The sequence below is a fragment of the Paraburkholderia sp. BL23I1N1 genome, from assembly GCF_003610295.1.
GTDB lineage: Bacteria > Pseudomonadota > Gammaproteobacteria > Burkholderiales > Burkholderiaceae > Paraburkholderia.
Genome location: NZ_RAPV01000002.1, coordinates 1307753 through 1322126, shown reverse-complemented (window position 1 = coordinate 1322126; position 14374 = coordinate 1307753). Strand labels below are relative to the sequence as shown.

General features: G+C 62.8%; 16 protein-coding genes. 2 read left to right on the top strand and 14 right to left on the bottom strand.

The features are described from left to right. Positions 1 to 20: 20 nt before the first annotated feature. The 6 genes from B0G76_RS38595 to B0G76_RS38570 all read right to left on the bottom strand — a co-directional run bounded on the left by B0G76_RS38595 (position 21) and on the right by B0G76_RS38570 (position 5233). Positions 21 to 602: a GDP-mannose pyrophosphatase gene (locus B0G76_RS38595; RefSeq protein WP_120297899.1), complete on the bottom strand. Its 582-nt coding sequence runs from the start codon at positions 600 to 602 to the stop codon at positions 21 to 23. 45 nt (positions 603 to 647) lie between these two features. After that, positions 648 to 1544, bottom strand: a complete 897-nt coding sequence (rfbD, locus tag B0G76_RS38590; RefSeq protein ID WP_120297898.1) for a dTDP-4-dehydrorhamnose reductase — start codon at positions 1542 to 1544, stop codon at positions 648 to 650. 11 nt (positions 1545 to 1555) lie between these two features. Beyond that, positions 1556 to 2107 carry a dTDP-4-dehydrorhamnose 3,5-epimerase gene (gene rfbC / locus B0G76_RS38585; protein ID WP_120297897.1) on the bottom strand — a complete coding sequence of 184 codons (552 nt, stop codon included), beginning with the start codon at positions 2105 to 2107 and terminating at the stop codon, positions 1556 to 1558. Continuing rightward, a complete protein-coding gene (rfbA, locus tag B0G76_RS38580) occupies positions 2104 to 2985 on the bottom strand; it encodes a glucose-1-phosphate thymidylyltransferase RfbA (RefSeq protein WP_120297896.1) in 882 nt (293 codons plus the stop codon). The genes rfbC and rfbA overlap by 4 nt, the downstream gene beginning before the upstream one ends. 10 nt (positions 2986 to 2995) lie before the next feature. Beyond that, a complete protein-coding gene (rfbB, locus tag B0G76_RS38575) occupies positions 2996 to 4057 on the bottom strand; it encodes a dTDP-glucose 4,6-dehydratase (RefSeq protein WP_120297895.1) in 1062 nt (353 codons plus the stop codon). A 261-nt stretch (positions 4058 to 4318) separates the two neighbouring features. Further along, positions 4319 to 5233 carry a GDP-mannose 4,6-dehydratase gene (locus tag B0G76_RS38570; RefSeq protein ID WP_120298107.1) on the bottom strand — a complete coding sequence of 305 codons (915 nt, stop codon included), beginning with the start codon at positions 5231 to 5233 and terminating at the stop codon, positions 4319 to 4321. 224 nt (positions 5234 to 5457) lie between these two features. Between B0G76_RS38570 and B0G76_RS38565 the strand changes: the two genes are divergently transcribed. After that, positions 5458 to 6348 carry a symmetrical bis(5'-nucleosyl)-tetraphosphatase gene (locus B0G76_RS38565; RefSeq protein ID WP_120297894.1) on the top strand — a complete coding sequence of 297 codons (891 nt, stop codon included), beginning with the start codon at positions 5458 to 5460 and terminating at the stop codon, positions 6346 to 6348. Here the strand turns inward: B0G76_RS38565 and B0G76_RS38560 are convergent. From B0G76_RS38560 to B0G76_RS38525, 8 genes are all read right to left on the bottom strand, one after another. Then, positions 6345 to 7196 (bottom strand): 1-acyl-sn-glycerol-3-phosphate acyltransferase, encoded by an 852-nt coding sequence (locus B0G76_RS38560; RefSeq protein ID WP_120297893.1) that lies wholly within the window; start codon positions 7194 to 7196, stop codon positions 6345 to 6347. The genes B0G76_RS38565 and B0G76_RS38560 overlap by 4 nt on opposite strands. 37 nt (positions 7197 to 7233) lie before the next feature. Next, positions 7234 to 8514 (bottom strand): dihydroorotase, encoded by a 1281-nt coding sequence (locus tag B0G76_RS38555; protein ID WP_120297892.1) that lies wholly within the window; start codon positions 8512 to 8514, stop codon positions 7234 to 7236. 80 nt (positions 8515 to 8594) lie between these two features. Then, on the bottom strand, positions 8595 to 9620 hold the full coding sequence (locus B0G76_RS38550) for an aspartate carbamoyltransferase catalytic subunit (protein WP_120297891.1): 1026 nt from the start codon (positions 9618 to 9620) through the stop codon (positions 8595 to 8597). A 57-nt stretch (positions 9621 to 9677) separates the two neighbouring features. Beyond that, a complete protein-coding gene (pyrR, locus tag B0G76_RS38545; protein ID WP_120297890.1) occupies positions 9678 to 10229 on the bottom strand; it encodes a bifunctional pyr operon transcriptional regulator/uracil phosphoribosyltransferase PyrR in 552 nt (183 codons plus the stop codon). After that, positions 10216 to 10656 carry a Holliday junction resolvase RuvX gene (gene ruvX / locus B0G76_RS38540; protein WP_120297889.1) on the bottom strand — a complete coding sequence of 147 codons (441 nt, stop codon included), beginning with the start codon at positions 10654 to 10656 and terminating at the stop codon, positions 10216 to 10218. The genes pyrR and ruvX overlap by 14 nt, the downstream gene beginning before the upstream one ends. Next, complete coding sequence (locus B0G76_RS38535; protein WP_054041678.1) at positions 10653 to 11231, bottom strand: YqgE/AlgH family protein; 579 nt, start codon at positions 11229 to 11231, stop codon at positions 10653 to 10655. The genes ruvX and B0G76_RS38535 overlap by 4 nt, the downstream gene beginning before the upstream one ends. A gap of 262 nt (positions 11232 to 11493) precedes the next feature. Further along, positions 11494 to 12933 carry a hypothetical protein gene (locus B0G76_RS38530; RefSeq protein ID WP_120297888.1) on the bottom strand — a complete coding sequence of 480 codons (1440 nt, stop codon included), beginning with the start codon at positions 12931 to 12933 and terminating at the stop codon, positions 11494 to 11496. A 145-nt stretch (positions 12934 to 13078) separates the two neighbouring features. After that, positions 13079 to 13249, bottom strand: coding sequence for a rubredoxin (locus tag B0G76_RS38525; RefSeq protein ID WP_120297887.1), 171 nt, complete (start codon positions 13247 to 13249; stop codon positions 13079 to 13081). 234 nt (positions 13250 to 13483) lie between these two features. On the opposite strand from B0G76_RS38525, the gene B0G76_RS38520 reads away from it, so the two are divergent. Beyond that, a complete protein-coding gene (locus B0G76_RS38520; RefSeq protein ID WP_120297886.1) occupies positions 13484 to 14344 on the top strand; it encodes a hydroxymethylpyrimidine/phosphomethylpyrimidine kinase in 861 nt (286 codons plus the stop codon). The last annotated feature ends 30 nt before the right edge of the window (positions 14345 to 14374 follow it).

Here is a 14374-nt window from a genome sequence, read left to right as displayed (position 1 = left end):
GCGCGGCGTGTGCTTCACGCCTAGTGGAACAAATGAAGCGCCGCGTGCTGGAGCAGCATGATCGTCTTCGCATCGGTGATCTCGCCGCTGACGATCATGCCGAGCGCACGGTCGATCGTCAGTTCGACGACCGCGATATCCTCGCCTTCGTCGATAAGTCCGCCACCCGCGTCGATCCGGTCGGCCGCGGTGTAGGGTGCGACGAAACCATGCACGACATGCGTCACGCAGCCCGGAATCATCAGCGCTTCGAACACCTTGCGCATCTCGCCGACGCGATAGCCGGCTTCCTCGGCAACCTCGTCGCGCGCGCGCACTTCTGGCGCCGAGCCGTCGAGAAAACCGGCGGGCGTCTCCAGCACCCAGCCGCTCTCACCGCGCAGATATGCGGGTAATCTGAACTGATTCACGAGGATCACTGTGCGCCGCGCAAGGTCATACAGCAGCGCGGTCGCGCCGTCGCCGACATGGTAGATCTCGCGGCTCAGTACCTGCCTGCTGCCGTCGTCACGTTCGTACTCGAAGGTCTGAAAGTCGAGTCGTTGCCGCTTGCTGGACAACGCCTCCACTGACAGCATTCGGATGCGCTCACGCTTTGACATCGTAGTTCTCCTTGCTCAGCGAAACGGGAATGACCCTGGCGCTGATCAACGGCCTTCGAGGCACAAGCGCAGGGCGTCACGCCAGTCCGGCGCGCGAAGCCCGAACGCGGCAGCCAACCTGTCGTTCGACAGCGCCGAATTGGCTGGCCGCGCGGCGGGCGTCGGATAAGAAGCTGCGGGAATCGGCTTGACCAGTGGACACTTGCCGTCGCCCGCCATTTCGAAGATCGCCTCAGCGAAACCGTGCCACGAGGTCGCACCGGACGCGGTCAGATGATAGACGCCCGAATGCCTGCGCCACCAGTCACGAACCTCGTTTGCACCGCCCGCGATGGATTCCGCGAGCACATTCGACGTCAAGGACGCGATCGTGTTCGCCCACGTCGGGGCGCCATGCTGATCGGCGACGACACTCAGTTCGTCGCGCTCCGCGCCGAGGCGCAGCATTGTCAGCAGGAAGTTCTTGCCACGCATGCCATACACCCAGCTTGTGCGCAGGATCAAATGATCGCAGCCGGTGTCGGCAATCGCCGCCTCGCCCGCGAGCTTGGTCCGGCCATACACGTTTTGTGGACCGGTCTGATCGCCCTCGACGTACGCGCCGTGCTTCGTGCCGTCGAACACGTAATCAGTGGAGTAGTGGACGAGCGCGGCGCCTATGCGCTTTGCTTCCTCTGCGAATACGCGCGGCGCGTCAACGTTGAGCTGCGTAGCACCCACGACGTCGGTTTCCGCCGCGTCAACCGCGGTATACGCAGCCGGATTGACGATCACCGCCGGTTTAGTCGCGCGTACAACGTCGCGAATTTGCTGCGGATCGCGCAGATCCAGCCGGCTGCGATCGAGCGCAACGATTTTGCCCAGCCCCTGCAAACTGCGTTGCAATTCGAAACCGACCTGACCGTTAATGCCGGTCAACAACACGACGCGCTGCTCGTTCATGATTCGCCCCTTCAATCCGGCAATTCGGCATCGGCCAGGTGCGGCGCGGCCGCGTCTTTCGCGGCCAACAGCGGCTCGCCCTCGAGCGGCCATTCGATGCCGATCCGCGAATCGTTCCACAGCATGCAACGCTCATGTTCGGCAAACCAGTAATCGGTCGTCTTGTACAGAAACTCGGCCTGCTCCGACAACACAGCGAAGCCGTGCGCGAAGCCGGCCGGAATCCACATCTGCCGCTTGTTTTCCGCGCTCAGCCGCTCGCCCGCCCATTGACCGAACGTCGGCGAACCCTTGCGGATATCGACCGCGACGTCGAACACTTCGCCCGACACGACGCGCACGAGCTTGCCCTGCGGCCGCACGAGCTGATAGTGCAAGCCGCGTACGACGTTCTTCGCGGACAACGAGTGGTTGTCCTGCACAAACTCGGCATTGACGCCGAGCGCTTCCGCGAATTCTTTCGCGTTGAAGCTTTCGAAGAAAAACCCGCGAGCATCCGCAAACACCTTAGGTTCGACGATTTTCACTTCCGGGAGCGAGGTCGGAATGACGTTGAGTTTCATGCGAGAGGATCCGAAACGAGCTTGAGCAGATATTTGCCGTAGGCGTTCTTCGCGAGAGGCCTGGCGAGCCGTTCGACCTGTTCCGCGTCGATCCAGCGCTGACGAAACGCCACCTCCTCAGGGCACGCAACCACGAGGCCTTGGCGTTTCTGCAAGGTCGCGATAAAAGTCGCCGCATCGATCAGTGAATCGTGCGTGCCAGTATCGAGCCATGCGTAGCCGCGCCCCATTAGCTCGACGCTCAGATTGCCGGTCTTCAGGTACGTCGAATTGACGTCGGTGATTTCAAGCTCGCCACGCGCGGAGGGCTTGATGTCGGCGGCAATGTTGCAGACGTCTCGGTCGTAGAAGTAAAGACCAGTGACCGCGTAATTCGAACGCGGTGTGAGCGGCTTTTCTTCGATCGACAGCGCGCGAAAATCCTTGTCGAACTCGACCACGCCGTATCGTTCGGGATCCTGCACGTGATATGCGAATACGGTCGCGCCATCAGTGCGCTGGTTCGCGTGGCTGAGTTGGCTCGCGAGATCATGGCCATAGAAAATGTTGTCACCGAGAATCAACGCCGATGTCTCGTTGCCAATGAAGTCGCGACCGATCACGAAGGCCTGTGCGAGCCCGTCCGGCGACGGCTGTACTGCGTACTGGAAATTCATTCCCCACTGGCTGCCGTCGCCGAGCATCGCCGTGAAACGCGGCGTGTCCTCGGGGGTCGAGATAATCAGCACATCGCGAATGCCGGCGATCATCAGCGTTGACAGCGGATAGTAGATCATCGGTTTGTCGTACACCGGCAGGAGTTGCTTCGATACAACCTGCGTAATCGGGTACAGGCGAGTGCCGGAACCGCCAGCGAGAATAATGCCTTTGCGCGCCATCTCGAATCCCTTATGAACGTTGGGAGTAATTCGTCTCGACCCACTTCCTATATTCACCGGAAGCCACTTCGTCGACCCACGTCTGATGCTCGAGATACCAACGAACCGTTTTCGCGAGTCCGGTCTCGAAGGTTTCCGCGGGCGTCCAGCCGAGTTCGCGTTCAAGCTTGCGCGCGTCGATCGCATAACGACGATCGTGGCCCGGACGATCCTTCACGTAGGTGATCTGGTCGCGGTACGAAGCACTCGCCTTCGGACGCAATTGATCGAGCAAGTCGCACAGCGTATGCACAACGTCGAGGTTCTTCTTTTCGTTCCAGCCGCCGATGTTGTACGTCTCGCCCGGCGTGCCGCGCGCGAGCACTTCGCGGATCGCGCTGCAATGGTCGCCGACATACAACCAGTCGCGCACGTTCTGACCGTCGCCGTAAACCGGCAGCGCCTTGCCGCCGAGCGCATTGGCGATCATCAGTGGAATCAGCTTCTCGGGGAACTGGTACGGGCCGTAGTTGTTCGAGCAGTTCGTGGTGAGCACCGGCAGGCCATACGTGTGATGGTAAGCACGCACTAGATGGTCGGAACCCGCCTTGGTGGCCGAATAGGGGCTATTCGGCGCGTACGGCGTGGTTTCGGAGAATTGCGGATCGGTAGCGGACAGCGAGCCGAACACTTCGTCGGTTGAGACGTGCAGGAAACGGAACGCGGCCTTGTCGGCTTCGCCGAGCGTATTCCAGTACTGACGGGTGGCTTCGAGCAGCGTAAAAGTGCCGACCACGTTGGTCTGCACAAAATCTGCCGGGCCGTGGATCGAACGGTCCACGTGGCTTTCAGCGGCAAAGTGCAGCACGGCACGCGGCTTGTGCTCGGCGAAGAGCGCGTCGAGCACGGCGCGATCGCAGATATCGGCTCGCACGAACACATGTCGAGGATTGGCCTGTTGTGACTTGAGCGTACCCAGATTGCCGGCGTAGGTCAGCTTGTCTACGTTCAACACCGCTTCGTCCGATGTATCCAGCAAGTCGAGCACGAAATTGGCACCGATAAATCCGGCACCGCCCGTTACCAGGATCATGAAATTTCCTTCTAGATGGTAGTGGCGGACCAACTCGGCCTGCTGGTCCGCTCACCTCGCGTTGTCGTGTTCACTGTGTGTCGACGTCCGCGGCAACCCCTGCCCCTCGTGGACAGACGCTGAAACGCCGATTTTATTAAGCCCCGATTATAGAGCCGAGCCGGTCAAAATCCGTACCCGAACAACCTGAAAAAGCCTGATCACACCGGTCTGCTGAATGGTGGGAACAGGACAGTTGGACACAAAGCGTCACAAATTCCCCTAAGCCGCCAACATCCACCGCAACGTATCCATAAACGAAATCGCCTCGACCTCCGGCACCAGCGAGCGCAGCTTGGCCGGCGACCCGGCCAGCACCTTCACGTCGGTTTGTCGCACGAAAGCGGGATTGACCTGAATCTCGATCTCATGCCCGGTCAAATCGCTCGCCGCCGAGAGAATCTCTCGCAGTGTATAAGGCGTGCCGGTACAGACATTGACCGTCTCCGACGCAGCGGCCTCCGACTCAAGCAAAGCCTCATAAGCGCTCGCCACATACCGGACGTCCGAAAAATCACGCGCCACGTCGATATTACCGAGCTCAATAGCTGGCGCGCGCCGCGCGAAATGCTCGACGATCTTCGGCACAAGAAAGTTCGATGTCTGCCCACGGCCGGTGTAGTTGAACGGCCGTACGATCAAAATTGGCAGCCGGTCGAACCAGGTCCGCACCATTGTTTCCATCGCCGCCTTGCTGGCGGCATAGTGGTTCACCGGCGTGACCGGGAAGGTTTCGTCGATGGCGTCGCTCGTCACGTTGCCGTAAACATTCGCGCTGCTTGCGATCAGCAGCTTGCGGGGCGTATGGCCAACAGCCGCACAGGCTTCCAGCAGATTCAGCGTGCCGATCACGTTGACGCGGTAAAAGTCGAGCGGATCGTTATGTCCCACGAAGCTGATCGCCGCCAGATGCACGACGTAGTCGGGCCGCACCGTTTCGATCACGCGCCGGCACGCATCGGGCGACGTAATGTCGAGCCTGAGGCGCGTCGGCGTTTCAGGCTCGTCGCGCCCGCCCACCGTTTCGATCACGGTATGGCCACGGCCGAGCAGATTGTCGACCAGATAGCGGCCAGTGAAGCCACTCGCCCCAGTGACGAGCGTGCGGATAGGTTGCTGCGCATGAGAAGACGACATGCTTTCTCCGTTCACGAGGGTCATCCTGTTGTGGTGCAATATCGCGCGTGCCGGCAACAGTACACCGGACAACATCCCGGCCGTGCCGGTTGCTGGCGGCTCCTGGAGGCGCATGCCGCGATATCCATGCTTCAAGGGGTTATTATGTCACGCTAACTTGCTGCACCGCCCAACACGGCACGCCTTGTTCGTAACCGCGTGTATCGAACTGCACCGACTTCCCGATGACATCCTCCACCGCTTCCATCGCCACCTCTACTGCCGTCGCGTCGCCGCACCCGCTACCTCTCGCTTTCGGCGACCTGCAAGGCTGCCGCACGTCGTTCCAGCAGTTGCTGGCCAAGGCCGCCCCGCCCGAAGACACACCGCTATGGTTCGCGGGCGACCTGATCAATCGCGGGTCCGAATCGCTCGCCACGCTGCGCGACATCATTGCGTTGGGAGACCGCGCGGTGCCGGTGCTGGGCAATCACGACCTGCATTTGCTGTCGGTGTCGGCGGGAATTCGCAAATCGAAGAAAGGCGACACGATCGACGACATTCTCGCCGCGCCAGATGCCGCCGATCTGCTCGAATGGGTCCGCCACCGTCCGCTCGCGCATTTCGACAACGGCATGCTGATGGTGCATGCGGGCGTGCTGCCGCAATGGGACGCCACCCTGACGATGGAACTCGCCGACGAATTGCATCGGGCGCTGCGCGCGCCGGACTGGAAGGAAACGCTTGCGGGGCTCTATGGCAACGAGCCGAATCGCTGGAAGCCAGGCATCAAGGGGATCGAGCGTCTGCGTCTGACGTGCAGCGCATTGACGCGCATCCGCTTCTGCAATGCCGAAGGCGCGATGGATTTCAGCAGCAGCGGCGGCCTGAATTCAGCCCCGCCGGGCAGCATGCCGTGGTTCGACGTGCCGTCGCGCAAAACCGCCGATATCACCGTGGTGTTCGGCCATTGGGCTGCACTCGGTTTGACCTTGCGCAACAACCTGATCGGTCTGGATTCCGGCTGCGTATGGGGCGAAAAACTTTCCGTCGTGCGCCTTGCACAAGATCCCGCGGAGCGCACGCTGACCCAGGTCGACTGCGAGGCCTGCCGCGAGCCAGGCGGCGGTAACTAAGCCGACCGGCCTGACTGATCAGCAGGTTCGATCAGCGCCGGCGAGGTATCGGCAGCGTCAGCGGCACTGAGTGATGAAATCGACGCCGCAATCGCAGCACCGGACCTCGTCAAGCCACTCTGCATCTCCCGCAACGCCGCAGTAATCACCCCTTCCGCCTCCGCCGCCAGCGTGCGTCGATCCGCGCCCGGCGCGAGCGGCCCGCCGACATACACGTGCGCGGTCAACGGCCCGCCGCTCAACAACATATTCAGCGAATCAGCCAGCGTCAGATCGTCGATATACGCAGGCGCGGTGGATTGCCGGCCCTGCGCGTCTTCATACATGATGCACAACGGCTGCACCGGCACCGAGGCCGACACGGCGGCCTGGAACATATTCGCGTGAAACGGCAGCAGCGTCAGGCCGTTTGACGTCGTCCCTTCGGGAAACACGCACATCAGTTCGCCCGCGCCCAGGCGGTCGGACAGTTCGTGCATGATCCGCTTCGCATCGCTGCGCTTCTCGCGCTGGATGAACACCGTGCCCAGTTGCTGCGCCAGCCAGCCGACCACCGGCCACTGCCGGATCTCGGCCTTCGAAACGAACGGCGTGGGCCGCCACGCATTGATCACGTAGATGTCGATCCACGAGATGTGATTGGCGACCACGAGCGCGCCGCGGTCGAGCCGTGCGCTGTCGTTATGCACGACGAGCCGCATGCCGCATAGACGCAGCATTTTCAGTGACCATTCGCGGTTGAGCGTCTGCCGCCCATCCGCACCTGCCTTGGAAAAGCGCGTCGCAACGATCCACATGCCGTGCAGCAGATGGGCGACGAGACGGGCCTTGCGTAACGCGAGCTTCATTGTCAGAGCTTTCCGTAACTGGGCAGTGCCGCGAATATTAGCGCTGTTCGAACGCAACGTGACCGGACACGATGGTCGCCCGCACGCGCGCAGGCAGTTCGTAGCCGAGGAACGGCGTGTTGTGCCCCTGGCTCTTCAATGCACGCGGCTCGACGCGCCAATACGCGTGGCGGTCGAACACGCAGAGATCGGCGACGGCGCCCACGGCGATGCGGCCTGCCGCCTCGAGCTTCAGCACATCGGCCGGCGCCGTGGTGATGCGGTTCAGCGCCTTGGCCAACGGCGTGCGCGTTTCGTCGGCCCATTTGACTGTTAGCGACAGGAACAACTCGAGCCCCGTCGCGCCCGGCGTGGCTTCACCGAACGGCAGAAGCTTTTCGTCGTCGTCGACGGGCGTGTGGTCGGAGCAGATCGCGTCGATCGTGCCGTCGACGAGACCCGCGCGTATCGCTTCGCGATCGCGCTGCTGGCGCAACGGCGGATCGAGCCGGAATTGCGCGTCGAAGTAGCCGATGTCAAGGTCGATCAGATGCACATGATTCACAGTGACGTCGCACGACACGGGCAAACCTTCGGCCTTGGCCGCGCGCATCAACTCAATGCCCGCCGCCGACGACACATGCGACAGATGCACCCGTGCGCCGGTCACGCGGACGAGTTCGAAAATCGTGTGCAGCGCGATCGTCTCAGCCGAGACCGGCACGCCCGACAGCCCAAGGCGGGACGCCAGCGCGCCGCTCGCGGCCACGCCTCCCTTGCCGAGATATGCGTCGACCGGACGCAACCACACGGTGTAGCCGTAGGTCTTCGCGTACTGCAACGCACGCATCAATACCTGCGTGTCGACCACCGGCACGTCGGCCTGCGAAAAGCCGATACAGCCCGCCTCGGTCAGCTCGACCATCTCGGTGATGACCTGCCCTTTCAGGCCGACGGTCAACGCGCCAAGCGGATACACATGCGCCTGATCCAGATTGCGCGCACGGAACTTGAGCATCTCGACGAGGCCCGGTTCATCGAGCGTCGGATCGGTGTCCGGCGGACACACGAGACTCGTCACGCCACCGGCAAGCGCCGCGGCCATTTCGGATTCGAGCGTCGCCTTGTGTTCGTAGCCGGGTTCGCGCAAACGCGCGGACAGGTCGACAAGGCCCGGTGCGATCGACAAGCCTTTGGCGTCGATCGTCTTCTCTGCGTGGAAATCAGCAGGCGCATTGCCAATGGCGACGATCTTGCCGTCTGCGATAAAAATGTCCTGCTGCTGTTCGGTGCCCGCTGCCGGATCGATCAGCGTGCCACCTTGAATATAAATCTTCATGCGCTGCCTTAATTTTTAGCCAAGCGTTCAGCTAAGTTCTGCGTGACGTGTCGCGTGTGTTGGTGCGCGCCGTGGGGAGATCAATCGTGATTGCCCGCGACGATTCCCATCACCGCCATACGCACCGCGATACCGAACGTGACCTGGTTCAGAATCACCGATTGCGGACCGTCGGCCACCTGCGAATCGATTTCGACGCCGCGGTTCATCGGACCCGGGTGCATCACGATCGCATCGGGTTTGGCGAGCGCGAGGCGCTCCGGCGTCAAACCCCAGCTCTTGAAATACTCCTGCGCCGAAGGCAGCAACGGGCCGCTCATCCGCTCATTTTGCAAACGCAGCATGATGATCACGTCGACGTCTTTCAGACCTTCGTCGAGGTTGTGGAAAACGCGCACGCCCATCTGCTCCAGACCGCCCGGCAGCAGCGTACGCGGTCCGATCGCGCGCACTTCCGGCACGCCGAGCGTGGTCAGCGCGTGAATGTCCGAACGCGCGACGCGCGAATGCAGAATGTCGCCGACGATCGCCACGCGCAGATTCGTGAAATCCTTCTTGTAGTGGCGGATCGTGTACATGTCGAGCAGACCCTGGGTCGGGTGTGCGTGACGGCCGTCGCCGGCATTGATCACGTGCACGTGCGGCGCACAGTGCTGGGCGATCAGGTACGGCGCGCCGCTCGATGCATGACGCACGACAAACATATCGGCGTGCATCGCCGAGAGGTTGTTGATCGTGTCGAGCAGCGACTCACCCTTGCTCGTCGACGAAGCATTGATGTTCAGATTCAGCACGTCTGCCGACAAACGCGTGGCGGCGATCTCGAAGGTGGTGCGAGTGCGCGTCGAGTTCTCGAAGAACAGATTGAACACCGACTTGCCGCGCAACAGCGGCACCTTCTTCACTTCGCGATCGGTCACGCTGACGAACTGGTCGGCGGTATCGAGAATCTGATTGACGATCGCCTTCGGCAAGCCTTCGATCGACAACAGATGCTTGAGCTCGCCGTTTTTCGTGAGCTGCGGATTGCCCTTCAGGAAGCCGTAACGGAAACGCTCGGTGGCGCTGTCGGCTGAAGCCTGGGAGGTTTGGGTGGCGGTGTTCATGATGTACCTGCTTATTGCTAAATACGGCTTAATGCGGCTCGATGCGCAAAGCCGCGTTCAATCGACGCGGGCTTCGGTGTGAAAGGTGAAACGCTGATGGCCGCCGACATCGCCGTCACCGCCCTCTTCGCGGCTCAGCACGAGCGTCGCCTCGGCGGGCACTTGCACCACGCCGCCGACGAAGCGCGCCGCCACCGGCAGCTCGCGTCCGCCGCGATCGGCCAGCACCGCCAGTTCGACCGACGCCGGCCGGCCGTAGTCGTACAACTCGTTCAACGCCGCGCGAATCGTGCGGCCGGTGTAGAGCACATCGTCCACCAGCACAATGCGGCGCTTGTCCACGGAAAACGGCAGCGAGGTCGGGCTCGCCTGCGAGTGCAGGCCTTTTTTCGCGTAGTCGTCGCGATGCAGCGCAACGTTCACCACGCCGAAGCTCGGCAAATGCAGGTCGCGCGCGAGACGTTCGGCGAGCCACGCGCCGCCGCTGTAGATACCGGCCAGCACGGCACCTTCTGCGCTGTCCTGCGCGGCGCCGAGCTTGTCACCATAGGCGACACGAATCTGTTCGAGCAAAGCGCTGTAGAGCGCTTCGGCGTCAATGGAACTCATGATCGTCGGAAAGTCCGTCTAGATATTGCTGGAGGATGATGCTGGCGGCTTCGGCGTCAAGCATGTCGGCGCGGCCGTTGCCGGCGCGGATTTCCGCCTTCGCCTCGACCGACGAATAGCGCTCGTCGATCCACGTTACCGGTAGATTGAAGCGGCCGTTCAGCTGATTGCCGAAGCGCTTCGCGAGTTGGGTCATTTCGTGCGGCGTGCCGTCCGGGTGCATGGGCAACCCGACCACCAGCGCGTCCGGCTTCCACTCGGAGATCAGCTTGCCGATCGCCTCGAAACGATATTCGCGGCTGCGGTTCTGCACGATCACGAGCGCCCGTGCGCTGCGGGTGAGCGAATTGCCCACCGCCACGCCGATCCGCTTTTCACCATAGTCGAACGCAAGCAGCGTCGCCTCACGTCCGGCCGGCAGGTTCATGCGTGACCTGCTTCGCCCGACAGCATCGACAGCGAAATTCCGAGCAGCGCAAGCGCGGCTTCCAGGCGCTCTTCGGCGGGCACGTCGAAAACGATTTTCGGGTCGGCTTCGACCGTGAGCCAGCCGTTCTTCGAAATCTCTTCTTCGAGCTGACCCGCACCCCAGCCGGCGTGGCCGAGCGTAAGCAGGAAGCGCTCCGGACCGGTGCCGCTCGCGACGGCTTCGAGCACATCTTTCGAGGTGGTCATCTCGAGCCCGCCCGGCACCGACATGGACGACGTATACGCATTGCCGTCTTTCGGATCGTGCAGCACGAAGCCGCGCTCGGTTTGCACCGGGCCGCCAAAATACACGGGCACATGAAGAAGGGGTTCGATCTCGAGTTTGAGATCGATGCGACTGAAGAGCGCTTCCAGATCGATGTCGGTCGGCCGGTTGATCACGAGGCCGAGCGCACCGCGCTCACTGTGATCGCAAAGGTAGACCACCGTTCCTGAAAACGTGGGATCCGCCATGCTCGGCATGGCGATCAGGAACTGGTTGGTCAGATTGATGCGATCGGTACTCTTGGACATAGTTCGGATTTTAGCAAAGACGATGCAGGATGGCGGGCTTTGAGCGCGGAACCGCGACGTGCGCGATGAAATGCGCCGCGAGCCATCGACGGCGAATCAAGTTGCACTCTATCACGCACGCAGGCCTTGTCCATGGCGCGGTTAGCGGTGTTTTCGACACGCATATCGCGTGCCTCCGCGGTCGACCTTGGTCCTCGCCGCGGCTGGCTGAGGATGCCTGCCGGCGCGCAGAACATGCTGCTGATGCTGATTGCGCAGCCGTTCAGGCGCCGCCCTGCTCGATCGCGCGCGTCAATGCGGCCAGTGCGGCGCTGCTGCCTGCCGGTGCGACGCCCGCAGCGACTTTATGCAACATGGCGCGCAACGCTTCGGCAGCCTGCTCGAGCGTGCTCGCCGCCGGCGCACCGACGACGACATGGGAGCGCACCGCCGGCGTCGATACACCGGCGTGCGCGCGGCGGCGCCAGGCAAGCCCGAGCGCATCGGCCACCAGCGCCACGTGGCCGAGGCCCAGCGCGGACGCGGCGGCGCCGAGCCGGTAAGCGGCGTCACCCGCCTGCAGCGCTTCGCTCGGATCGGCTTTCTCGGGCTGATCGGCCGCGCGGGCATGCTCGGTCAGCGCCGAAATCGAGGCATCCGCCGTCTGCAGGAAATCTTCATAAGCATGCGAGTTGACGGTCAACACGCCCAACTCACGTGTCAGCGCCGTACGGGTCACGCTGATCGTCTGCGCCTGGACGGCGTCGGCCTCCCAAAGCATTTCGGATGCCTGGGTGCCCGCGACGTGCCAATCGACCGTCAAGCCATAGTCGTGCAGCACCTCGACCTGGTCGGCATCTTCCGCCGCAGCGCCGAACAACGCGTAATCGCGCCAGAGCAGCGCCAGAGTTGCGCGCACCAGGGAACGCGGCGCGCGCTCGATGCCGTGCGCGTGATCGGCCAGTGTAAGGTTGCAGCGCGCATAAAAGCGGCGCGCGTCGGCTCCTCCGGTCGCACGGCCGCTAACGCGCAGCGCCTTGGCGCAGGCTTTGGCGAGGCGCCAGAAATCGTAGGGGTCCGGGCCGGCGAGTTCGGCCAGGACGGTGTCCAGTTCGTCGAGCGCCGCGTTCGTGAACGCCAACGCGGCGCCGCTGTTGTCGGGCTGCGACCGCAACACGGGCAGCAGCGCGCGCTCATAGCGCGCCCGCAAATGGGCGAGTTGATCCGCGGACTGGGCGTGCAGCGACACCGGCGGCACCGGGCGCCCGCTCAGCGCGAGGTCTTCGAAAGCGACGGTCGAACCGGGCGTGTGCTCCGACAGATGAGTGCAAAGCACGCGATAGTGGTTGAACAGACTGGGCGAGCAGGACAGCTCGTGCAGATTGTGGCGTTCGAGCGCCGCGCGGAAATCGCGCAGCGCCGCGCCGAACGCGGGTCGCGCACTGTTCGTGTCAGCCGGGCTAACCTGGTGAGTCGGGTGAGTCGAGTCACCCTCGTCGGCCAAAGGCGAAAGCCGCACCAGCGCGTCCGCGAAGCGCTGCGCGCTCAGCCAGCCGGCTTCGCGCAACGCGTGCGACGCACGCAGCAGCGCCGACGTGCTCTCGCTGTGTTGTTCGAACGCTAGCAGCGCCTCGGCCAGCGCCAGTTCCGCCGAACGGACAGCGCCGCCGCGTGGATTCGGCAATGCATCGAAGGGATCGGGTGCAGCGGATCGAAGAGTCATGGGCAGGCGACAGGAAGCTGACGGGCCGCCACTCAGCGCCGCGCGAGAGACTGATCGGCTAATGCGCGAGCTGGTGACAGGACAATGGCAGACTACCGTTGCGACACGGCGCAACCGGGGACGTTCCGCGTCGACGCGTTGGACCTCAGATCTGGACCATCTCGAAGTCTTCCTTGCGCGCTCCGCATTCCGGGCAGGTCCAGTTGATGGGAACGTGCTCCCAGCGGGTGCCCGGCGCAATGCCTTCGTCCGGCAAACCGGCTTCTTCGTCGTAAATCCAGCCGCAAATCAGGCACATCCAGCTTTGATATTCCATTCTTGTGTCGCGAAGTAGAGTCCGTGGAAGCGGGAGCCATGATGGTACCGTGTTGCCGCCCCAATGCCTAGCAATCAGAAACGCGCAATCCTTGCGCGCGGCGGCCTTTGGCGATGCAGGCCGCGTTGGTTTGCCGAAGAATGCGAAAAAACGCCTTCACAACAGTTTAGGCCGCATAATTGAGCCGATTGCGCACCGTCTGCGCCTAAATACAGCTCCTTTTTGCAAATTTTCATGCCCAGCGATACGCCTCCGATCGTCCTCACCTTCGGCCTTTCCGATCCCACCGGCGGCTCCGGCCTGCAGGCCGACCTGATGACCCTTGCCAGCATGGGTTGCCATGGCGTCTCCGTGCTCACCGGCTATACCGTGCGCGACTCGGCAAGCTGCGACGAAGTCACCGGGCTCGACCCTGAAGTGGTCGCGACTCAGGCCCGGATGCTGCTCGAAGACATGCCGATCGCCGCGTTCAAGGTCGGCGCGTGCACACGCGCGGAAGTGGTGAGCGCGATTGCCGAGGTGGTCGCCGATTACGACGACATCCCGCTGATCCTCGCCCCCGATTTCACGCTCGACGACGAACACGTGCTCGCCGCCGACGAACTGCGCGAAGCGATCGCCGACCTGCTGGCGCCACAAACCACTTTGCTGGTCGCCGATTCGGCCACGCTGCTCGCCCTCGCCCAGCCAGATGGCGACGCCGAAGCGCCGAGCCTCGACGCAGCGATCTCGCATCTGCTGTCGCAAGGCTGCGAGTACATTTTGTCGACGGAAACCGGCACGCACCGGCTGGTCAATACGCTGTTCAGCGAAGACGGCCAGTTGCGCCAGGATATGTGGGACCGCGGCAGCCATCGGATCATGGGCATTACGGATACGCTCGGTTCCGCGATTGCTGCCTTGCTGGCCAACGGCCAGGAACCCGCGGAAGCGGTGCGCGAGGCGCAAGAGTATTTGTATCAGGCGGTGCGCAACGCATTCCGCCCGGGAATGGGTGTGTATATGCCGGACCGTTTCTTCTGGGCCCGCAGCAGCGATGACGACACGCCGCCCGCAGCCGGCAAGGACGCGGCGCCGGGTGAGGCGCGGCATTGAGTATTCGAGGCAAAGCGTCTGCTGTATAAG

Excerpts from the sequence above, each read along its gene's own strand:
- B0G76_RS38595 (WP_120297899.1), bottom strand. The coding sequence starts at position 602 with ATGTCAAAGCGTGAGCGCATCCGAATGCTGTCAGTGGAGGCGTTGTCC.
- rfbD (WP_120297898.1), bottom strand. The coding sequence starts at position 1,544 with ATGAACGAGCAGCGCGTCGTGTTGTTGACCGGCATTAACGGTCAGGTC.
- rfbC (WP_120297897.1), bottom strand. The coding sequence starts at position 2,107 with ATGAAACTCAACGTCATTCCGACCTCGCTCCCGGAAGTGAAAATCGTC.
- rfbA (WP_120297896.1), bottom strand. The coding sequence starts at position 2,985 with ATGGCGCGCAAAGGCATTATTCTCGCTGGCGGTTCCGGCACTCGCCTG.
- rfbB (WP_120297895.1), bottom strand. The coding sequence starts at position 4,057 with ATGATCCTGGTAACGGGCGGTGCCGGATTTATCGGTGCCAATTTCGTG.
- B0G76_RS38570 (WP_120298107.1), bottom strand. The coding sequence starts at position 5,233 with ATGTCGTCTTCTCATGCGCAGCAACCTATCCGCACGCTCGTCACTGGG.
- B0G76_RS38565 (WP_120297894.1), top strand. The coding sequence starts at position 5,458 with ATGACATCCTCCACCGCTTCCATCGCCACCTCTACTGCCGTCGCGTCG.
- B0G76_RS38560 (WP_120297893.1), bottom strand. The coding sequence starts at position 7,196 with ATGAAGCTCGCGTTACGCAAGGCCCGTCTCGTCGCCCATCTGCTGCAC.
- B0G76_RS38555 (WP_120297892.1), bottom strand. The coding sequence starts at position 8,514 with ATGAAGATTTATATTCAAGGTGGCACGCTGATCGATCCGGCAGCGGGC.
- B0G76_RS38550 (WP_120297891.1), bottom strand. The coding sequence starts at position 9,620 with ATGAACACCGCCACCCAAACCTCCCAGGCTTCAGCCGACAGCGCCACC.
- pyrR (WP_120297890.1), bottom strand. The coding sequence starts at position 10,229 with ATGAGTTCCATTGACGCCGAAGCGCTCTACAGCGCTTTGCTCGAACAG.
- ruvX (WP_120297889.1), bottom strand. The coding sequence starts at position 10,656 with ATGAACCTGCCGGCCGGACGTGAGGCGACGCTGCTTGCGTTCGACTAT.
- B0G76_RS38535 (WP_054041678.1), bottom strand. The coding sequence starts at position 11,231 with ATGTCCAAGAGTACCGATCGCATCAATCTGACCAACCAGTTCCTGATC.
- B0G76_RS38530 (WP_120297888.1), bottom strand. The coding sequence starts at position 12,933 with ATGACTCTTCGATCCGCTGCACCCGATCCCTTCGATGCATTGCCGAAT.
- B0G76_RS38525 (WP_120297887.1), bottom strand. The coding sequence starts at position 13,249 with ATGGAATATCAAAGCTGGATGTGCCTGATTTGCGGCTGGATTTACGAC.
- B0G76_RS38520 (WP_120297886.1), top strand. The coding sequence starts at position 13,484 with ATGCCCAGCGATACGCCTCCGATCGTCCTCACCTTCGGCCTTTCCGAT.